The organism is Mesorhizobium sp. M7A.F.Ca.US.005.03.1.1 (genome assembly GCF_003997975.1).
In the GTDB taxonomy this organism is placed as follows: domain Bacteria; phylum Pseudomonadota; class Alphaproteobacteria; order Rhizobiales; family Rhizobiaceae; genus Mesorhizobium; species Mesorhizobium ciceri.
Genome location: NZ_RZRO01000121.1, coordinates 1 through 18,320, shown reverse-complemented (window position 1 = coordinate 18,320; position 18,320 = coordinate 1). Strand labels below are relative to the sequence as shown.

General features: G+C 64.3%; 17 protein-coding genes. 4 read left to right on the top strand and 13 right to left on the bottom strand.

The annotated features are described in order from the left end of the window. Window positions 1-211: 211 nt before the first annotated feature. Window positions 212-1,708, bottom strand: a complete 1,497-nt coding sequence (locus EN990_RS31310) for a CoA-acylating methylmalonate-semialdehyde dehydrogenase (RefSeq protein WP_013529086.1) — start codon at window positions 1,706-1,708, stop codon at window positions 212-214. 217 nt (window positions 1,709-1,925) lie between these two features. On the opposite strand from EN990_RS31310, the gene EN990_RS31305 reads away from it, so the two are divergent. From EN990_RS31305 to EN990_RS31295, 3 genes are all read left to right on the top strand, one after another. Further along, the gene (locus EN990_RS31305; protein WP_013529085.1) at window positions 1,926-2,807 is read left to right on the top strand and encodes a LysR family transcriptional regulator; all 882 of its coding nucleotides are present in this window, start codon (window positions 1,926-1,928) and stop codon (window positions 2,805-2,807) included. 216 nt (window positions 2,808-3,023) lie between these two features. Further along, window positions 3,024-3,467: a hypothetical protein gene (locus tag EN990_RS31300; protein ID WP_013529084.1), complete on the top strand. Its 444-nt coding sequence runs from the start codon at window positions 3,024-3,026 to the stop codon at window positions 3,465-3,467. After that, window positions 3,464-5,620 (top strand): phosphatidylserine/phosphatidylglycerophosphate/cardiolipin synthase family protein, encoded by a 2,157-nt coding sequence (locus EN990_RS31295; protein ID WP_127384970.1) that lies wholly within the window; start codon window positions 3,464-3,466, stop codon window positions 5,618-5,620. Before EN990_RS31300 ends, EN990_RS31295 begins: the two co-directional genes overlap by 4 nt. Window positions 5,621-5,624: 4 nt before the next feature. Here the strand turns inward: EN990_RS31295 and EN990_RS31290 are convergent, their stop codons facing one another. From EN990_RS31290 to rsfS, 10 genes are all read right to left on the bottom strand, one after another. Further along, window positions 5,625-6,881 (bottom strand): D-amino acid dehydrogenase, encoded by a 1,257-nt coding sequence (locus EN990_RS31290; RefSeq protein ID WP_013529082.1) that lies wholly within the window; start codon window positions 6,879-6,881, stop codon window positions 5,625-5,627. Between the two features lie 119 nt (window positions 6,882-7,000). Beyond that, window positions 7,001-7,555 carry a nucleoside-diphosphate kinase gene (locus EN990_RS31285; RefSeq protein WP_013529081.1) on the bottom strand — a complete coding sequence of 185 codons (555 nt, stop codon included), beginning with the start codon at window positions 7,553-7,555 and terminating at the stop codon, window positions 7,001-7,003. Window positions 7,556-7,557: 2 nt separating this feature from the next. Beyond that, window positions 7,558-7,980 (bottom strand): nucleoside diphosphate kinase regulator, encoded by a 423-nt coding sequence (rnk, locus tag EN990_RS31280; protein ID WP_013529080.1) that lies wholly within the window; start codon window positions 7,978-7,980, stop codon window positions 7,558-7,560. A 274-nt stretch (window positions 7,981-8,254) separates the two neighbouring features. Beyond that, window positions 8,255-9,394 (bottom strand): alanine racemase, encoded by a 1,140-nt coding sequence (gene alr / locus EN990_RS31275; RefSeq protein ID WP_127369336.1) that lies wholly within the window; start codon window positions 9,392-9,394, stop codon window positions 8,255-8,257. A gap of 159 nt (window positions 9,395-9,553) precedes the next feature. Then, window positions 9,554-10,075 carry an RNA pyrophosphohydrolase gene (locus EN990_RS31270; RefSeq protein ID WP_013529078.1) on the bottom strand — a complete coding sequence of 174 codons (522 nt, stop codon included), beginning with the start codon at window positions 10,073-10,075 and terminating at the stop codon, window positions 9,554-9,556. A gap of 30 nt (window positions 10,076-10,105) precedes the next feature. After that, a complete protein-coding gene (locus EN990_RS31265) occupies window positions 10,106-11,284 on the bottom strand; it encodes a divergent polysaccharide deacetylase family protein (protein WP_127369817.1) in 1,179 nt (392 codons plus the stop codon). Window positions 11,285-11,496: 212 nt separating this feature from the next. Continuing rightward, a complete protein-coding gene (locus EN990_RS31260) occupies window positions 11,497-12,828 on the bottom strand; it encodes a S41 family peptidase (protein ID WP_024502881.1) in 1,332 nt (443 codons plus the stop codon). Further along, window positions 12,829-14,166 carry a murein hydrolase activator EnvC gene (locus EN990_RS31255; protein ID WP_127385436.1) on the bottom strand — a complete coding sequence of 446 codons (1,338 nt, stop codon included), beginning with the start codon at window positions 14,164-14,166 and terminating at the stop codon, window positions 12,829-12,831. It lies immediately after the preceding gene. 124 nt (window positions 14,167-14,290) lie between these two features. Next, window positions 14,291-14,773, bottom strand: coding sequence for a 23S rRNA (pseudouridine(1915)-N(3))-methyltransferase RlmH (gene rlmH / locus EN990_RS31250; RefSeq protein WP_013529074.1), 483 nt, complete (start codon window positions 14,771-14,773; stop codon window positions 14,291-14,293). A gap of 27 nt (window positions 14,774-14,800) precedes the next feature. After that, window positions 14,801-15,178, bottom strand: a complete 378-nt coding sequence (gene rsfS / locus EN990_RS31245) for a ribosome silencing factor (protein ID WP_013529073.1) — start codon at window positions 15,176-15,178, stop codon at window positions 14,801-14,803. 242 nt (window positions 15,179-15,420) lie between these two features. Here rsfS and EN990_RS31240 point away from each other — a divergent pair, with 242 nt between their 5' ends. Beyond that, entirely contained in the window at window positions 15,421-16,272 is an 852-nt protein-coding gene (locus EN990_RS31240; protein WP_013529072.1) for a mechanosensitive ion channel domain-containing protein, read from the top strand. Between the two features lie 9 nt (window positions 16,273-16,281). On the opposite strand, the gene EN990_RS31235 is transcribed toward EN990_RS31240, so the two are convergent. Together EN990_RS31235 and EN990_RS31230 are read right to left on the bottom strand one after the other, a co-directional pair. Then, a complete protein-coding gene (locus EN990_RS31235; RefSeq protein ID WP_013529071.1) occupies window positions 16,282-17,565 on the bottom strand; it encodes an MFS transporter in 1,284 nt (427 codons plus the stop codon). Between the two features lie 68 nt (window positions 17,566-17,633). Then, window positions 17,634-18,221 (bottom strand): nicotinate-nucleotide adenylyltransferase, encoded by a 588-nt coding sequence (locus EN990_RS31230; protein WP_013529070.1) that lies wholly within the window; start codon window positions 18,219-18,221, stop codon window positions 17,634-17,636. Window positions 18,222-18,320 lie beyond the last annotated feature (99 nt).

Here is an 18,320-nt window from a genome sequence, read left to right as displayed (position 1 = left end):
GCCCACTTGGTTCCATCACATTAGCGTTCACGCAGATAGGGTCGTCACCGGACTGCAAAAAAGCCCGGGCGCGAGCGCCCGGGCCTCAAATTCAAAATCAATCTGTTGTCCGGTCAGTTCATCGTCGGGATGACGAATTCGGCACCGTCCTTGATGCCTGCCCGCGCGACCGCAGCCGAAGGCGAGGACGCGCAACCAGGAAATCGTCCGGTCAGTTCATCGTCGGGATGACGAATTCGGCACCGTCCTTGATCCCGGACGGCCAGCGCGAGGTCACCGTCTTGGTCTTGGTGTAGAAACGGAACGCGTCCGGGCCGTGCTGGTTGAGGTCGCCGAAGGAAGACGCCTTCCAACCGCCGAAGGTGTAGTAGGCGATCGGCACCGGGATCGGCACATTGATGCCGACCATGCCGACCTGGACACGGCTTGCGAAATCGCGCGCGGCATCGCCGTCACGGGTGAAGATGGCGACGCCATTGCCCATCTCGTGGTCGTTGGCGAGCTTGATCGCGCTCTCATAGGTCGGCGCGCGCACAACCGACAGCACCGGCCCAAAGATCTCTTCCTTGTAGATGCGCATGTCCGCGGTGACGTTGTCGAACAGGCAGCCGCCCATATAGTAGCCGTCTTCATAGCCCTGCATGGAGAAGCCGCGGCCGTCGACGACCAGCTTGGCGCCTTCCTTGACGCCGGTGTCGACATAGCCCTTGACCCGCTCCAGGGCTTGGCGCGTCACCAGCGGGCCGAAATCGGCGGAAGAGTCGGTCGAAGGACCGACCTTCAGGCTTTCGACGCGCGGGATCAGCTTTTCCATCAGCCGGTTGGCGGTGTCGTTGCCGACCGGGACGGCAACCGAGATCGCCATGCAGCGTTCGCCGGCCGAGCCGTAGCCGGCGCCGATCAGCGCGTCGACCGTCTGGTCCATGTCGGCATCGGGCATGATGATCATGTGGTTCTTGGCGCCGCCGAAGCACTGCACGCGCTTGCCGGCGGCCGTGCCGCGCGAATAGATGTAGTGGGCGATCGGCGTCGAGCCGACAAAGCCGATGGCCTTGATGTCGGGATCGTCGAGGATGGCGTCGACCACGTCCTTGTCGCCATTGACGACATTGAGGATGCCCGCCGGCAGGCCAGCTTCGAGGAACAGTTCGGCGATGCGCATCGGCACGCCCGGATCGCGCTCCGAAGGCTTCAGGATGAAGGCGTTGCCGCAGGCGATGGCCGGCGCGATCTTCCACAGCGGGATCATTGCCGGGAAGTTGAACGGTGTGATGCCGGCGACGACGCCGAGCGGCTGGCGCATCGAATAGACGTCGATGCCGGGGCCGGCGCCGTCGGTGAATTCACCCTTCATCATGTGCGGCGCGCCGATGCAGACTTCGACCACTTCGAGGCCGCGCTGGATGTCGCCCTTGGCGTCGGCGATCGTCTTGCCGTGCTCGCGCGCCAGGATGTCGGCCAGTTCGTCATAGTCGCGGGCGACCAGTTCGAGAAACTTCATCAGCACGCGCACGCGACGCTGCGGGTTGGTTGCGGCCCATTTCGGCTGCGCAGCCTTGGCGTTCTCCACCGCAGCGCGCAGTTCCGCCTGTGATGCCAGCGCCACCGTGCCGCGCACGGAGCCATCCATCGGCTGCATGACATCCTGCTTGCGGCCGCTGGTCCCGGCGACATGCTTGCCGCCGATGAAATGACCATAATCGATCATGATTTCTCTCCCTTGTTTGTGATGCTGCATTGTCCGCCTTTGGCCGGCGGATGGCAACGCGACGGAGAACGCAACCGTTGTGCGGAAAGTAGATAGCGGTTGACGGACGAGCATCAATTCTCGCAAATGCGGAGACCCGTCTGATAGCAGCAGGGATTGAGAGATTGAGTTCCCACCACAGGACGCGGCGTCAGCGATTGTCATCTGGACCATCCCCATGAACTGGGATGACGTCCGCATCTTCCTTGCCGTGGCGCGTGCCGGCCAGATCCTTGGCGCCGCCAAACGGCTGGAGCTCAACCACGCCACCGTCTCACGCCGCATCGCCGCACTCGAGGATGCGCTGCGGACAAAGCTGTTTCGCCGGCTGACCACCGGCAGCGAGCTGACTCCCGCCGGCGAGCGCTTCCTCGACATTGCCGAGCGCATGGAGGGCGACATGATCGCCGCGCGCTCGACCATATCAGGCGAAGGCGACGATGTTTCCGGCACGGTGCGCATCGGCGCCCCGGACGGTTTTGGCGTTGCCTTCCTGGCCAAGCGCCTTGGCGCGCTGACCGCCCTGCACCGCGAGCTGACGATCCAGCTGGTGCCGGTGCCGCGCTCCTTCTCCCTGTCGCGCCGCGAGGCGGACATCGCCATCACTGTCGAGCGGCCGACCGAAGGCCGGCTGGTGGCGGGAAAGCTGGTCGACTATTCGCTCGGCCTGTTTGCCTCGCGCGCTTATGTCGATGCCAATGGTCTGCCCAAAACAGCGGCCGAACTCGGCCAGCACACCCTTATCGGCTATGTGCCGGATCTCATTGTCAGCCCTTCGCTCGACTACGCGGCCGAATTCAGCGCGGACTGGCGCACCAGTTTCGCCATCTCCTCGGCGCTCGGCCAGGCCGAAGCAGTGCGCTCGGGCGCCGGCATCGGCATCCTGCACACCTTCGTCGCCCGCTCGATGCCGGAATTGGTGCCGGTCGATGTAGTCGCGCCGATCCGCCGCGCCTACTGGCTGGTCTATCACGAATCGGTCAGGCCGCTGCGCCGCGTTCAGATCGTCGCCAGCTTCATCACCAAGATGGTGGAGCGGGAGCGGAACCTGTTCGTCTGAGGCATGTCGCCCAAAACTGATCTCGGTTTTGGGCGAACGACATGCATAAACTAAGACGCTAAAGCGCATCGCATGAATCCGATCAAACGCGATACGCTTTGGCCGTGCCGCCTTTTCCTTGCCACAAAACCGGCCAGTGTGGCATCAGGCGTGCGGTCGCCGGCCACGGGCAGGTCGCCGGGTGGGGAACCTTTCAGAAAGCTGGCGCGGATAGACATGCGAGCCGTTCTTGCCATCCTGCCGCTGCTTTTCGTTTCCGCTTGCGCCAATCCGTGGACGAAGGTTCCGGAGGCCGAACTGCCCAAACCGATCCGCTACGCCATGGCGCGGCCTTCGCCTTTCGTCTTCGGCAATTATTGCGGCCCCGGCACCCGCACCGGCGATCTATCGGCCCGGCCGGCCGACCGCCTCGATGCGGCCTGCCAGACGCATGATGCCTGCTACATCGCCCGCCACAACCATTGCGACTGCGACGGCGCCCTGGTCGCCTCGGCGAAAGCGATCCGTGACGACAACGCAACGCCGCGCAAGATGCGCGGCGAGGCCGAACTGCTGATCGCCACCTTCGCCATTCCCGTCTGCAAGGTCTTCCCGCAGGGCTTCATGCCGCCGCGCGATCCGGCGCAATTGAGCGCCCTGAAGACCGGAGCGGCCGGGTGAAGGGTCGCGCATTCATCGCCGTCGTTCTGTTCGGGCTGGCTGTCCTTGCCGGCTGTGCCGGCACTGGCCGCAATGCCTGCGATCTCCTGCAAGGCCAAAGCGCTTGCGCGCGACCCGCGCTCTCCGCGGAGACAGCTGGGCCACGGATCGCCGCCGCGCAGTTTTTCGGCGACGCCGGCACCAGCGACTACGAAAAACGCTTCCTGGCGCTGCTCGCCCGCCATCAGCTTGGCGCCATGGACCGAGCCAACGGCACCGGCCTTTTCGGCCACGACCGCTATGAAATCCGCAACAGCAATTTCCAGGCGACCTACCGGACGCTGCAAAAACTGGCCGGGCCGGTCGCCGAAACGCATCTGCCGCCGGCCGACGCCAACAGCGGCGAGGGTCATTTTGACGGACGCTGGCGGGTGTCGCGACAGACGCTCTACATCGATGCAGCGGCGCAGCCTTCGGCGCCCAAGACCTTCGATTTCTCCGGCCTGCAAGCGCGCGGCGTCGAGATCGTGCTGCGCCAGGCCGGCAAGCAACCGGCCGACATCGGGGGCACATGCGACGGCACGCTGGCGATCCGTGCCGGCGGCGCTTCACGCACCATCGCCACCGGCACGGCATTTCGCTTTCGCCTGTCCGGCGAGGACGATACGGTCAGCCTGTTTCCAAGTGACGGCCTGAACCGCTGCGCGACAAGAATCCGCTCCAGCCTTGCTCCGGCCGGCGCGCCGCTCACCATCCGACGCGAAGAGAGGGCCGATCCGGCGCTTGCCGCTTTCGACAGTCGCTACGAGCGCTGCCCTACGCCCGACCCCACAGGCCTCGATGCGCTCAGCCGCGCCTTCTATGCCAGCCGCTGGCTGTCGCAGACCTGTGCCTTGCCGATCGGAAAGCCGCGCCTGCTGCGCAAATCGCGCGATGGCTTCAACGCCAAGGTCGAGGCGCTGATGGGAGCGCCGCTGTCCGACAGCGCCATCGACAAGGGCGACCCGGAGCTGCCGCTCGACTTCTCCAGGGCCCCAAAACTGAAGCTAATCTATCTGTCATCCCTGGAGTTCAAGGCCGACTTCTCCGGCCGCATCATCGAACGGCTGATCCGTCATCATGCAGCCCTCGGCACCAAGGTGCGCATCCTGGTCACCGACGTGCTGGAGCGCGACAAGGACGACACCATGCTGCATCGGCTGGCGGCCGAATTCCCCAATGTCGGGCTGCAGGAATATCGCTGGCGGGCGGATCGGGGCGCGCCGATCGACGAGCAGATTTCACAATTGCACAAGGTCCATCACGTCAAGATGCTGGCGACGCTTGCCGACGATCCACGGCGGTCGCGCGCCATCATCGGCGGCCGCAACATCCATGACGGCTTCCTGTTCCACCAGCCGATCGATCTGTCGCGCTATCCCGACCTTGAGCAATACGGCAAGACCGATGGATTCTCGCTGAACTACTATTCGAACTGGAGCGACTTCGACGTCGAGTTCGCCGATCCGGCCACGGTCGAGACCCTTGCCGCGCATCTTTCGACAGTGTGGCTGCGCGACGCCGACACCAATCTGGCGCGCCCCTTCTCCATTCCGGTCCGGTCCGCCGGCGGCCGCCCCTCAGGCACGGCGCGGCACTTCATTTCAGTGCCCTACGAGGATGGCCATGCGCTGGAGGATTATTTCGTCGAGCTGGTCGACGCCGCCCAGCACCATATCCAGATCGTCAACCCCTATCTCAACCTGACGCCCAAGCTTGCCCAGGCTGTTGACCGGGCGCTCGCGCGCGGCGTCAGGATCGACATTGTCGGCCGCATCGATCTCAAGGGCGATATCGGCGGCAAGTTCCTCACCGCGCTCAACAAGCTGTTCGTCGAGAAATATGGCGACCGCATCAACATCCGCGAATTCAAGGCGCCTGACGTGGTGCTGCATTCCAAGATCATGATGATCGACGAAAGGCTGGTCGCCATCTCGTCGGTCAACCTCAACAACCGCAGCTTCTTCCACGACAGTGAGAACGGCATGATGGTGCTCGATCCGGCCTTCTACACCAGGATGAAGCCGATCTATGACGACTATGTCGCCCACTCCAATCCGGTCGCCACCAATGTGACGATCCCGTGGGCGTATCGGCTGCTTTTCGACGAGGACTGGGTCCGGCAGGCGTTCTGACTCTCTAGCGCAGATAGCGCTCCTGCGCGAGGTCGCGGACGTCGATGTCAGGCACCCGGTTGGAGATGATGTCGGCCAGCACCTTGCCCGAGCCGCAAGCCATGGTCCAGCCGAGCGTGCCGTGGCCGGTGTTGAGATAGAGATTGGAAAGCTCGGTGCGGCCGATCAGCGGCGGGCCATCCGGCGTCATCGGCCGCAGCCCGCACCAGAACGTCGCGTCCCGCATCGCGCCGGCGCCAGGAAAGAGATCGCCGACCGAGTGTTCCAGTGTGCGCCGCCGCGATTCGTGCAGCCTGAGGTCGAAACCGGAAATCTCGGCCGTACCGCCAACCCGGATGCGGTCGCCAAGCCGGGTGATCGCCACCTTGTAGGTCTCGTCCATCACCGTCGACACCGGTGCCGCGGCGGCGTCCTTGATCGGCACGGTGATCGAATAGCCTTTGACCGGATAGACCGGGATCGGCCGCTTCACCCGGCGCATGAAACCCGCCGAATAACTGCCCAGCGCCATCACATAGGCGTCGGCGGTCTTCCAGCCCTTGCTGGTGCTGAGATTGGCAATGCGGTTGCGGCTGCGGATGACGCGCCAGATCGTCACGTCGTACTCGAACTTGACGCCACGGGCCACACAGAGTTCGGCCAGCCTGTCGGTGAACATCTTGCAGTCGCCGGTCTCGTCGTGCGGCAGCCTGAGGCCGCCGACGAACTTTTCGCGCACCCCGGCAAGGCCAGGCTCAGCCGCGATGCAACCGTCCTGGTCGAGGATCTCGTAAGGCACGCCATACTTCTTCAGCACCTCGACATCGCCGCCGGTGCCGTCAAGCTGCTTTTGCGTCCGGAACAGCTGCAGCGTGCCCTGGGTCCGCTCGTCATAGGCGATGCCGGTCGCTTCGCGCAGCGCCTTGAGCGTATCGCGGCTGTATTCGGCCAGCGGCACCATGCGCGCCTTGTTGATCGCATAGCGCTCGGCCGTGCAGTTGCGCAGCATCTTGATGAGCCATGTCCACATATGCGGATCGAAGGCCGGCCGCACCACCAGCGGGCCATGCTTCATCAGCAGCCATTTGATCGCCTTCAGCGGAATGCCGGGGCCGGCCCAGGGCGAGGCGTAGCCGGGCGAAATTTCGCCGGCATTGGCGAAGCTGGTTTCCAGCGCCGGGCCTTTCTGGCGGTCGAGAACCGTCACCTCGTGGCCGGCCTCGGCGAGAAAGTACGCCGTGGTCACTCCGATGACGCCGCCGCCCAGCACCATGATCTTCATCGTTCACTCCTTGCCGCGTCGCACGCCCTTGAGGACGCCTGGACGCGGCGCATTCCGATTTGCGCATGATCCCCGGCGAAAATCGATGCCGATTTTCGAGATCATGCAGTGTTGCCTGTTCACGCCGCCGCAGGACCGGGGTCGTCGTCCCCTGTCTGCCGCATTCCGGCCCTTTCGCCAAGGGGCCGCCAATCGGCTGCGGCGCTGTAGACGAGGGTGAGCCCATGCGGCCGTCGCGCCTCGGCCTGGGATTTCTCCCTAACGGCACGCCGCGCGGCCTCCGGCTGGTAGAGCACGGTCGCGATCAGGACCGACTCCCGCCTGCCGTCGGCCTGTTCGATCCATGCAGTCTGGCCCTCGGCCATGCCGAGCATGCAAAGCCCCCGCCTTGTCATGATCGACAGGCTGGAGCCGACCGGGCCGCGCACCTCGTTCTGCACCAGGGTCCGGGTCTGGGCGGGGCCGGCATCGACACGGAATACCAGCCTGCTGTTCAGCGTCACGATATCGGATCCGACCGAATCGATCGCGACGACCTCGGCCTTGGAAAGCTTGTCTTCAAGCATTGGAACAATCGGATCCGCGAAAGCCCGCCGACGCTCCAACATGATTTCGAGGACGGCGAAGTCCTTTGTCGTCAGCTGGAAATTCGCGCCTGTCATCACCGTCTCCATGATCAGGCCCCCTCCCGCCCGCAGGCCGGCGTATCGACCACTTCGATGGTCGCCGACAGTTCCCGGCCGCCACGGCTGCTCCAGCACACCGTCTGCCCAGCGGTCGCGCCGATGAGCGCCGTCCCCATCGGCGTCAGCACCGAGATCCTGTTTTCACTGATGTCTGCTTCGCCGGGATAGACCAGCGTGACGCGCTGGATGTTGCCGCCATCGTTGCGGATTGTCACCGCCGAGCCCATCCGCACGACATTGGCCGGCATGGAAGCCGCTGCCGTGACAACGGCACGGTCCATCTCCGAAAGCAATTCTTCGGCCGTCTCGGGCACGCGGTCGAGCGACGCCCGCGCCAGGCCCGTCAGCCTGAGATGGTCGGCATCGGTGACCAGAAGCCGACTCGGTGGACGCAATCCTGTTGCATGTTGCATGGCAAACCTCATGACTTGGCGCATCGAACAGACGCGCGCCTGCCGCCGCGCAAACGGTGGCTTGATGAAAAACCGGCAGCCGCGAAGCTGTCTGGCTCGGGAATGATAATGTCAGGTAGAAATGCCCCGGTTCGGACGGACGCCAAAAGGCGACCGCGCCGGGGCTACGATCCCGCGATCGGGCAGACCCTGAACAAGGTTCTGATATAAGCTGGGTTGCTCATGCATGGAGCCTTGCCGACAGGCGTCCGCTTGTCAAGCGCGGCCAAACCGCTCAACCGCCGACATAGCGCCGGTGGAAGCGCGGGCCGAGGCTGGTCAGGATCTCGTAGCCGATGGTGCCGGCATGGCCGGCGGCGTCATCGACGCTTTGCGAGGGACCGAGCAGTTCGACCAGATCACCCTCGCGCAGCCTGCCGCCCGGCAGGGCGGAAATGTCGAGAATGATCGAATCCATCGACACCCGCCCGACGAAAGGTAGCCGCACGCCCTCGAACCAGGCGGCGGACGCGGCGCGGCGTTGCCAGCCATCAGCGTAGCCGAACGAAATCGTCGCCAGCCTGAGCGGGCCTTGCGCATGATAGCTGTGGCCATAGCCGACGCCGGCGCCCTTTTCGACGCTGCGCGTCTGTGCCACCTTTGCCTGCAGCCGCACCACCGGCAGCATCGGATTGGACTTTGGCGGCGTCGGATTGATGCCGTAGAGGGCGGCACCGGGGCGGGCGAGATCGTAGTGAAAGGACGGCCCAAGAAAGATGCCGGAGGAATTGGCCAGCGACGCCGGCGCCTTCGGCAACATTGCGCGCAGCCGCTCGAACACCGACCGCTGCTTCTCATTGGCCGGATGCTCCGGCTCGTCGGCGCAGGCCAGATGGCTCATCACGAACCTGATGTCGATGCCGTCGAAGGCCTGCGGATCGGCGGCAACGCGATCCACATCCCGAGGCGCCATGCCGAGCCGCGACATGCCGCTGTCAACCTGGACCGCGGCCGGCAGTTTTCGGCCGGCGCGGCGGGCCGCAGCACGCCAGGCTGCCAGTTGCTCGTGGCTGTTGATAACAGCGCAAAGGTTTGCTGCCACAGCGTCCGGCTCGGCACCGGGCGGAATGCCGTTCAACACGAAAATGGCAGGGCCGGCCCCAAGCGAGCGGCGCAGGGCGACGCCTTCGCCCAGAAGCGCAACGAAGAAGATATCGCAGCCTTCGCGCAGCAGTGCCGCCCCGACCTGGCCGGCGCCAAGGCCGTAGCCGTCCGCCTTGAGCACACCAGCGCAGGCAACATCGCCCAACCGCGTCTTCAGCCGGCGGTAGTTTTCACGGATTGCACCGAGATCGATGGTGAGGATGGCCCCAGCCGCCACTTCGCTCGTGGTGGTGACCTCTTCGGGCAGTGACCTCTTGGCGGCGTCGTTCATGGCGACCGTTCTTGTGGTGGATGGGTTAGTCAGTAGTCAGTAGAATTTGGCGCGGACCGCAACAGAACATTCAACCCTACTTCCCTACTTCCCTACTTCCCTACTTCCCTACTTCCCTACTTCCCTACTCCCCTACTCCCCTACTCCCCTACTCCCCTACTATCGCACCAGATGCCGGAACGCCGCCACCACATCCTCATAGACATGGCGCTTGAACGGCACGATCAGGTCAGGAAGGTCCTGCATCGGCCGCCATGCCCATTTGTCGAACTCGGCGGTGTGGCCACCCGGCGGCGGATTGATCTGGATCTCGCTGACATCGCCGTGGAAGCGAAAGGCGAACCATTTCTGCGTCTGGCCGCGATACCGGCCCTTGAAGGCGATGCCGACGAGATGCTCCGGCAAATCATAGTTGATCCAGTCCGGCGCCTCGGCCAGTAGCGAGACGCCGCGCATGCCGGTCTCCTCATAGAGCTCGCGCTCGGCCGCCTGCAGGGGCTCCTCGCCCTCGTCGATGCCGCCTTGTGGCATCTGCCAGAGCTGCGTCGTGCCGGCAAATTCGCTGTCCGGTTCGGCAATGCGGTGCCCGACCCAGACCAGGCCCTCGGCATTGAGGATCATCAGCCCGACGCAGGGTCGGTAAGGCAGCGTTTCGCGGTCGATTTTGTTCGTCTTTGGCATCAGTCACTCTTTCCAGCCGTCTTCCGAGGGCTAGCCTTTTTGCGGATCGATAGCCACCGCTGAAATCGGCACGATCTCGATGCCGCGCTTCTTGGCCTCGACCACCCAGGATGACACGGTATCGACCGTCAGGTCGAAGGCCGAACCGATGCCGACGGCAGTGCCTTTGGCCCGCGCGGTCGCCTCCAGGCTGTCGAGCTTCTTCAGGATTTCGCCGCGATCCTGCACGGCATCAATCGCCATGTCGCCGGCGACGAAGGGCACGCCGTCTTTCAGCGCCAGATCCGGCGCCAGACTGCGCGCCGACGAGCCGTCATCGATATAGGCGAGGCCGCGTTTGCCGAGCTCGGCGATGAACGGCTCCATCGCCGCCGCGTCAGCGGAAAAGCGGGCGCCCATATAGTTCATGACGCCGGTATAGTTGGTCGTCCGCGACAGCGCCCAGTGCAGGCTCTTCAGGTTCTCGTCCGCGCTCGCCGCCACCGTCAGCGTGTTGCGTCCCGGATTGACCTTGGGATAATCGAACGGTTCGAGCGGCACCTGCATGACGATCTCGTGGCCGCTCTGCCTGGCTGCCTGCATCCAGCGGCCGATGCTGTTGCCTTGCGGCGCGAAGGCCAGCGTCACTTCCGCCGGCAGCTTGGCGATGGCCGCCTGGGTGCCGGTCTGCGAAACCGAAAGCCCACCGATGACGATCGCCACCCGTGCGCCGCGCCCGCCCGACCAGGGCCGCGCATAGACGTCGAACGGCCGCCTGCCATCGGCGGCGCGCACCGGCAACGGCCCGGTCTCGCTGGCCTCGATCAGCGCCTTGTCGGGAATATGCGCGACCTTCAGGTTCTGGCCGACGGTCGACGGGTCGCGAATGACGATCGCTGCCTTGGGCGGCCCATCGCCCTCCTCCGTCTGCACATGGATGATCTGCGGCCCACCTGATTTGACCGGCGCCTCCGGCTTCGGTGCCGCCGGGGCCAATGCAGGCGGCGCGGCGGCAGGTTCGGCCGCCGCGGTCACTTTCAGCGTTGAAACGGCAACCTCTTGCGGCTTACGAAACGGCTTTTCCCTGAGCGCGATCGCGCCGGAGATGCCTGCCACCACCAGCACGGCCACTGTCGCCATGATCGCACCGCCGCTGAGCTTGCCGGCGGCGCGCGGCGGCCGGACTGCCTGTCCGAGCGGGCGTTCGATGTCCTTGCCGATATCAGTCAAGCGTAATCCCCGGGCGCATGGCTCCGAAGGCGAAGCCACTTCGAAACGGCATGCGCGAATTCATCAATCCCGGCGCACCCCCGCGCCATGCCTTGGGAGCTTTGCCTCGCCCCCGAATCAAACTGCCGGAACCTTTCGGTCCCGGCAGCATCGCATTGCTTCCATCATGCTCAAACAGAAAGATGGAGCGGCGCGTGCGCCGCTCCAGATCCCTACTGGTTGAGAACCGCCTTTTGCGGATTGGGCGGGAAGGACGGATCGGTCTTCTGGCCACGCAGCAGCTGCTCGGCATAGATGAGCTGCAGATCGTCTTTCGGATCCGGCGGCACATAGGCCGCAGAGCCCGAACCCGTCGTGCTCTCGTCGGCGCCCTTGATATGGCCCTTGAGATCGGATTCGCCACGCGTCAGATCCCTGCCCTGCAGTTCCGGCGGCAGTGGCTGTTCGACCTTGATGTCGGGCGTGATGCCCTTGCCCTGGATCGACTTGCCGGACGGCGTGTAATAGAGCGCCGTCGTCAGCCTGAGCGCACCATTCTCGCCGAGCGGAATGATGGTCTGCACCGAACCCTTGCCGAAGGACTGCGTGCCGACCACCGTGACGCGGCGCAGGTCCTGCAGCGCGCCGGCGACGATTTCCGAGGCACTGGCCGAACCGCCATTGACCAGGACGATCATCGGCTTGCCGTTGATGTCGTCGACCTGCTTGGGCTTGGCGTCGAAGCGGGTGACGTCCTTGGGGTCGCGGCCGCGCGTCGAGACGATCTCGCCGCGGTTGAGGAAGGCATCGGACACGCTCACCGCCTGGTCGAGCAGGCCACCCGGATTGAGGCGGAGATCCAGAACGTAGCCCTTCAGCTTGTCGTCGGGAATCTGCTTCTTGATGGTGTCGATGGCGTTCTCGAGGTCGTCGTAGGTCTTTTCGGTGAAGGAGGTGATCTTCATGTAGCCGATGTCGTTCTCGACCCGGAACTTGACCGCCTTGACCTTGATGATGTCGCGCACGACCGTCAGTTCGATCGGCTTGTCGGCGCCCTGGCGCAGGATGGTCAGCTTGATCGGCGTGTTGACCAGGCCGCGCATCTTGTCGACCGCATCGTTGAGGGTCAGGCCGCGAACCTCTTCGCCGTCGATCTTGGCGATGTAGTCGCCGGCCAGCACGCCTGCCTTGGCAGCCGGCGTGTCGTCGATCGGCGTGATCACCTTGACCAGATCGTTCTCCATGGTGACTTCGATGCCGAGGCCGCCGAACTCGCCCTTGGTCTGGACGCGCATATCCTGCGCCTGCTCGGCATTCATGTAGGAGGAGTGCGGGTCAAGCGAAGCCAGCATGCCGTTGATGGCATTCTCGACCAGCGACTTGTCGTCGGGCGGCGTCACATACTGTGCCCGCACGCGCTCGAAGATATCGCCGAAGATCGCCAGTTGCTTGTAGGTCTCCGACCCTGCAGCGTTCGCCGCCGAGCCGGGTGCGCCATAGACCAGGCTCATGGCGGACGCGCCCATCAGCGCACCGGCAAACAGAAGCGACAGTTTCCGCATTATTCACGTCCTTCCAGAAAAACGGTCCGCCCACCATGGGGCCGGATCGACGGGTTTTCCATCCTTGCGGAACTCGACATAGAGTTCCGGCGTGGCATTTCCATTCTTCGAAACCGAGGTGCTCGCCACCCGGGCCTCTCCCATCGCACCGATCGGCTCTCCTGCAAGCACTGATTGACCGGTCGCGACGCTGATTCTGCTCATCCCCGCCAAAACGACATGATAGCCGTCGCCTGCGTTCAGGATCAAGAGTTGACCATAAGAGCGAAACGGCCCCGCATAAAGCACATTTCCATCTGCCGGCGCGGTAACGATGGCTCCCGATTGTGTCGCAACCATGTCGCCTAGCATCACCGCGCCGTTACCGTCGTCGGCGCCGAATCGCCGCTTGATGCGGCCGGTCACCGGCAGTGCGATCTGTCCCTGCAGCGCCGAAAAGGGCACCGCGGCGGCAAGTTGGTTGCTTTCCGGAACGGGCAGCGACGCCAGTTCCGCCGGCGCGGATGTCTTGTCGCCATCCGCCGTCTTCTGCTCAGCGGCCTTGGCGGCATCGGCGGCCTTGCGGCTCTTGTCGGCCTGCGCTTCGAGCGAGGCGATCAACTCTTTCAGGCTGCCGGCCTTGGCCGCCAGCGCTTCGGATCGCTGCTTTTCCGCGGCCATTTGCGTTTGCGTGTCGGCTTCGAGCTTCTGCTTGGCCTCCAGCAGCATGCCGAGCCGCTTCTTTTCCGCCGTCTGGTCGCCGACCGCCGCCGTCAGCCGCGCCCGTTCGGCCTCGATCGACGCCGTAATCCTGGTCTGTTCCTTGAGATCGGCAAGCAGGCTATCGGTCTGCTGGCGCAGTTCCGGCACCACCGCGCCGAGCAGGATGGCGCTGCGCACCGACGACAGCGCGTCCTCGGGCTTGACCAGGATCGCCGGCGGCGGGTTGAGGCCCATGCGCTGCAGCGCGCCCAGCACTTCGGCCAGAACGTCGCGCCGCGCCATCAGCGAGGCGCGGATCTTCTGTTCCTGGCCCTTCAACCCTTCCAGCCTGGCGCCGATGTCCTCGATGTCCTGGCCGAGCTTCTGCTCGGTCATCGCCGACTGGATCAATGCGGCGGTGATCGAGGCGTGATCCTTCTTGATCGTCGCGATGTCGGCGGAGAGCTTGGCCAATCGTTCCGACGACAGCGAGATCTCCTTCGAGACCCGTTCATATTCGGCCCGGCTCTGGTCCGGATCGGGAGCCATGTCGAGCGTGTTTTCCGCCCGCCCCACATGCAGCGACAGCACAAGCACCGCCGCCGCGATGCCGCAGCGCGCGCACCATGAGCCCGTTCTTGATTTTCTGTCTTCAGACATTGAAGCCCGACTCTATGCGTGGCTTCGTTAACGAACAATCAACCATGTTCGAAACCGCCCACTCGATGCAATGTTACGTTGGCATTGGGGCGGAAATCCGGGTGTGTCGCACCAATTCACCGGCTTACGAGCGATGGTAGGGATGTCCCGAAAGGATGGTGGCCACACGATAAAGCTGCTCTCCCAGCATCACGCGCACCAGTTGATGCGGCCATGTCAGCAATCCGAACGACATCACCAGTTCGGCCTGGTCGCGCAGCGACTGATCGTGGCCGTCGGCGCCGCCGATGGCGATGATCAGCGCCTTGCGGCCACCGTCACGCAACAGGCCGAGGCGCCCGGCGAAATCTTCCGAGGAAAAGCTTTTGCCGCGTTCGTCGAGCAGGATCAGCGCGGTGCCGGGCTGCAACTGCGTCTGCAGTTTCTGGCCTTCCTCACGCCGGCGCTCGTTGGCGGTCTGGCCGCGCCCCTCGGCTATTTCGGCAATGCCGCCAAATTCAAGCCCCACCGCCGGGCCGCTCTTGGCGAAGCGCTCGAAATAGCGGTCGGCCAGCAGCTTCTCGGGGCCGGCTTTCATCCGGCCCACGGCATGAACTGATATCTTCATCCTTGCCTTGTAAGCCGCGCGAACGACTTAGTGGAGCGTTTCTTCCTCGAGGTCCGGCGCCTGCCACATCTTTTCGAGATTGTAGAATTCGCGGACTTCGGGGCGGAAGACATGGACGATGATGTCGCCAGAATCGATCAGGACCCAGTCGGCGCCGGACAGCCCCTCGACGCGCGCGGTGCCGAGACCGGCATCCTTGATCGCTTTGAGAAGATGATCGGCGACAGCCGCGACATGACGGTGCGATCGGCCCGAAGCGACGACCATATAGTCGCCGAGGCTCGATTTCCCCTGGATGTCGATGGAGACAATATTTTCGGCCTTGGAGTCTTCCAGACTGGCAAGGACTGTCTTGATGGCGCGGGACACGGCGTCGTCTACGCTGATCCTGGCCGGCGAAGGCATGATATCGGCCTTCTTCCGCAGTGCTGTTCTCAGTGTATTTCCTTTCGCAGCAAGAACAACCAAATCACCCCTTGAAGCAGGTGACACCACTTAGATAGGCAGAGTTCCCTGACAGTTTCAAGACGGGACCCTGCCTCGCACGAACGTATTGTCGCTCCTGTGGTTCCGCCGCACACCGGAAAAGATCGGAACCCTCGCCGTCGGCATGGGTTATCGGCTCACCGACCAACCGGATTTCCCCCATGCCGATCGACCCGCAAAACGCCTTCCTCAGCGTCCAGGCTGGCCTCGCCCAACTGAGCACGCTGATTGTTTCCTACTCCTTCTCGGCCATCGGTGCCGTTATCCTCTTGATCGTCGGCTATATCGTCGCCGGCCTTGCCGAACGTTCGATCTTCGCCGGTCTCGGCCATATCCATGGTTTCGACGCGACGTTGCGGCATTTCTTCTCCAAGATCGTCCGCTATGCCATCCTGATCCTCGTCACCATCATGGTGCTCGGCCAGTTCGGCGTGCAGACGGCCTCGATCATTGCCGCGATCGGTGCCATTGGCCTCGCCATCGGCCTGGCGTTGCAAGGCACGCTGCAGAACATCGCGGCCGGCATCATGCTTCTGGCGCTGCGGCCGTTTCGCATCGGCGAGTCCGTCGAGGTCGGTTCGATTGCCGGTACGATCGAGGAGATCGGCCTGTTCGCAACCAAGCTCAGGACGGCCGACGGGGTCTACATATTGGCGCCCAACTCGACGCTGTGGAACCAGCCGGTGCGCAACTTTTCGCGCAATGGCGTGCGCCGTAGCGACATCACGCTCAGCATCGGCTCCTGGAACGACATCGACAGGGCCCAAAAGACCTTGCTTGCCATTGCCGCCGCCGAACGGCGGGTCAAGCGTGAGCCGGCACCGATCGCTTTCGTCGCGACATTGGGCGACAGCACTGTTTCGATTGCCTTGCGCTACTGGACATCGTCGGCCGACTTCTTCGCCACCCAGACCGATCTCACCAAGCGCGCCAAACAGGAATTCGATAGCGAAGGCATATCGATCCCGCTGCCGCCACCGGAAGCCCCGTCGCCGGAAGCCCGTCGACAATAGTCGGGTGGCTCAGTGCCGGCCCTCATCGTCCGGTGCGAAGGCGAGTTCGACCGGCAACGGCGCCTGCGCCGTCATCGGTGCGAAACTGCCGGTTTCGCCGACCGGGACCGCACGCGTCGTGAACACACGCAAAAGCACGAACAGGCAGAAGGCTGCGGCGATGAGAACAGCCACATAGATGAAAGCCTGCGTTCCGAAGACGGCCGACAGCGCCGTCACGATGCCGGGCACGACGAAGCCCGACAGCGACCAGGCAAACAAAAGCGAACTGGACAGCGCCACCATGTCGTCCTTGCCGGCGCGGTCGGCGGCGTGCGCACTGGCCAGCGAATAGATCGATTCCGAAGCGCCGTCCCACACGATATAGATCACAACCAACGCGGCCAGCGCGCCGCCATCGAACCCGAGTGCAAACAGGCCGGCGACCATGGCGAGCGCGGATGCGGCGATCAGCACATAGCGGCGGTCGGTTCGGTCGGAAATCCAGCCAAGCGGGATCTGCAGGATCAGCGTGCCGAGAGGCATCGCCGAAAGCAGCAGCGCCACGTCGGCCTGGCTGTAGCCCTTGGCCGTGGCGTGGATCGGTGCGAAGCCAGCAATCGACATCGACAGGCCGCCGACGGCAAGCATGCCGGCGACGCCGACCGGTGAAACCCGCCAGGCACGGCGCAGCGCCACCGAGGCCGCCTGCGGCGCCGGCGGCTGGGCAAGTTTGGTCATCCCGACAGGGAGGATCGACAGCGCGGTGAAGACGATGCCGATCAGCGGCGCATCCGCTGTCCTGATATCGACCAGCGCTAGCGTCGCGTAGCCGACGCCGAGCCCGGCGACATAGGCAACGTAGAAGAAAGCCATCACCCGGCCGCGGATGGCGTTGGCAACCGCATCGTTCAGCCAGCTCTGCGCGACGATGAACAGGCCGCATATGGCAAAGCCGTAGAGCGCGCGGGCGGCTATCCACAGCAGCGGAAGGACCCCGGCGCCGACAGCGGCGTTGGCCAGCGCGATCAGCGCCGACAGCACCATGAAGGCGCGGGCATGGCCGACCCTTCGCACCAGCGGTCCGGTCAAGATGCAGCCGGCGAGCCCGCCGGCCGAAAGCCCGGTGATGATCAGCCCGGCCCAGGTCGGATCGAAACCCTCGGCGCCAAGCCGGACCGGGATGTAGGCAAACATCAGCCCGTTGCCGACGGCAATCAGCGCCATCGACACGATGACGCTGGCAATCGCGATCAGCGGCGTGGGCTCGGCGCCCTGCTCGGCTTCGCTGCGGTTTTTCCTGGGAATCGACATGCCTGCTCAGGATTGCCCATGAAACGGGCAAAGGAAGCGATAAAAGCGACATGGCCGGGCGGCCGGGCTCACCCCTTCGCCAGCTTGCGGATCGCGCTCGATGACAGCGACGAGCGCGGGCCGTGAATGAAGGTCCAGGCCGGCGCCTTCATGCGGGCAAGCCGCGGCGCATCGCCCTCGTCGATGCGGGCATAGTCGAAGGTCTTGGCGACGACCGAGGACAGGAACGACAGCGTCGCGCCCGGGCGGTCGATGACGGCGATCGGGAAGGTCATGACGATCTCGCGCCAGCGCTGCCACCGATGGAAATCGCGCAGACTGTCGGCACCCATGATCCAGACGAAATCGACACCGGGATTGCGCGCCTTGACCAGCGCCAGCGTATCGGCGGTGTAGCGGACGTGATGGGCGGCTTCGAAAGCGGTGACCTTGATCTTCGGGTTCTTGGCGATCTGTTCCGACAGCTGCAGCCGTTCGCCCAGCGGCGCCAACTCCCTGGTGTTCTTCAGCGGATTGCCCGGCGTCACCATCCACCACAACTGGTCGAGCGCCAGGCGTCTGAGCGCGATCTCGGCGACCAGCGCATGGCCGGCATGCGGCGGATTGAACGAGCCGCCGAACAGGCCGACGGCGAGGCCTTTCTCGGCGTGCGGCATTTTGAAATAGTGGGAGGGGATAGCCTCCTTACCCGCCCCCTTGTGGGGAGGGTCGATCCGCGAAGCGGAGCGGGGTGGGGGTATCGCGGAATTCAGCGT

Excerpts from the sequence above, each read along its gene's own strand:
- rlmH (WP_013529074.1), bottom strand. The coding sequence starts at position 14,773 with ATGAAGATATCAGTTCATGCCGTGGGCCGGATGAAAGCCGGCCCCGAG.
- rnk (WP_013529080.1), bottom strand. The coding sequence starts at position 7,980 with ATGCAACATGCAACAGGATTGCGTCCACCGAGTCGGCTTCTGGTCACC.
- EN990_RS31300 (WP_013529084.1), top strand. The coding sequence starts at position 3,024 with ATGCGAGCCGTTCTTGCCATCCTGCCGCTGCTTTTCGTTTCCGCTTGC.
- EN990_RS31240 (WP_013529072.1), top strand. The coding sequence starts at position 15,421 with ATGCCGATCGACCCGCAAAACGCCTTCCTCAGCGTCCAGGCTGGCCTC.
- EN990_RS31285 (WP_013529081.1), bottom strand. The coding sequence starts at position 7,555 with ATGGAGACGGTGATGACAGGCGCGAATTTCCAGCTGACGACAAAGGAC.
- rsfS (WP_013529073.1), bottom strand. The coding sequence starts at position 15,178 with ATGCCTTCGCCGGCCAGGATCAGCGTAGACGACGCCGTGTCCCGCGCC.
- EN990_RS31310 (WP_013529086.1), bottom strand. The coding sequence starts at position 1,708 with ATGATCGATTATGGTCATTTCATCGGCGGCAAGCATGTCGCCGGGACC.
- EN990_RS31235 (WP_013529071.1), bottom strand. The coding sequence starts at position 17,565 with ATGTCGATTCCCAGGAAAAACCGCAGCGAAGCCGAGCAGGGCGCCGAG.
- EN990_RS31270 (WP_013529078.1), bottom strand. The coding sequence starts at position 10,075 with ATGCCAAAGACGAACAAAATCGACCGCGAAACGCTGCCTTACCGACCC.
- alr (WP_127369336.1), bottom strand. The coding sequence starts at position 9,394 with ATGAACGACGCCGCCAAGAGGTCACTGCCCGAAGAGGTCACCACCACG.
- EN990_RS31230 (WP_013529070.1), bottom strand. The coding sequence starts at position 18,221 with ATGCCGCACGCCGAGAAAGGCCTCGCCGTCGGCCTGTTCGGCGGCTCG.
- EN990_RS31255 (WP_127385436.1), bottom strand. The coding sequence starts at position 14,166 with ATGTCTGAAGACAGAAAATCAAGAACGGGCTCATGGTGCGCGCGCTGC.
- EN990_RS31290 (WP_013529082.1), bottom strand. The coding sequence starts at position 6,881 with ATGAAGATCATGGTGCTGGGCGGCGGCGTCATCGGAGTGACCACGGCG.
- EN990_RS31305 (WP_013529085.1), top strand. The coding sequence starts at position 1,926 with ATGAACTGGGATGACGTCCGCATCTTCCTTGCCGTGGCGCGTGCCGGC.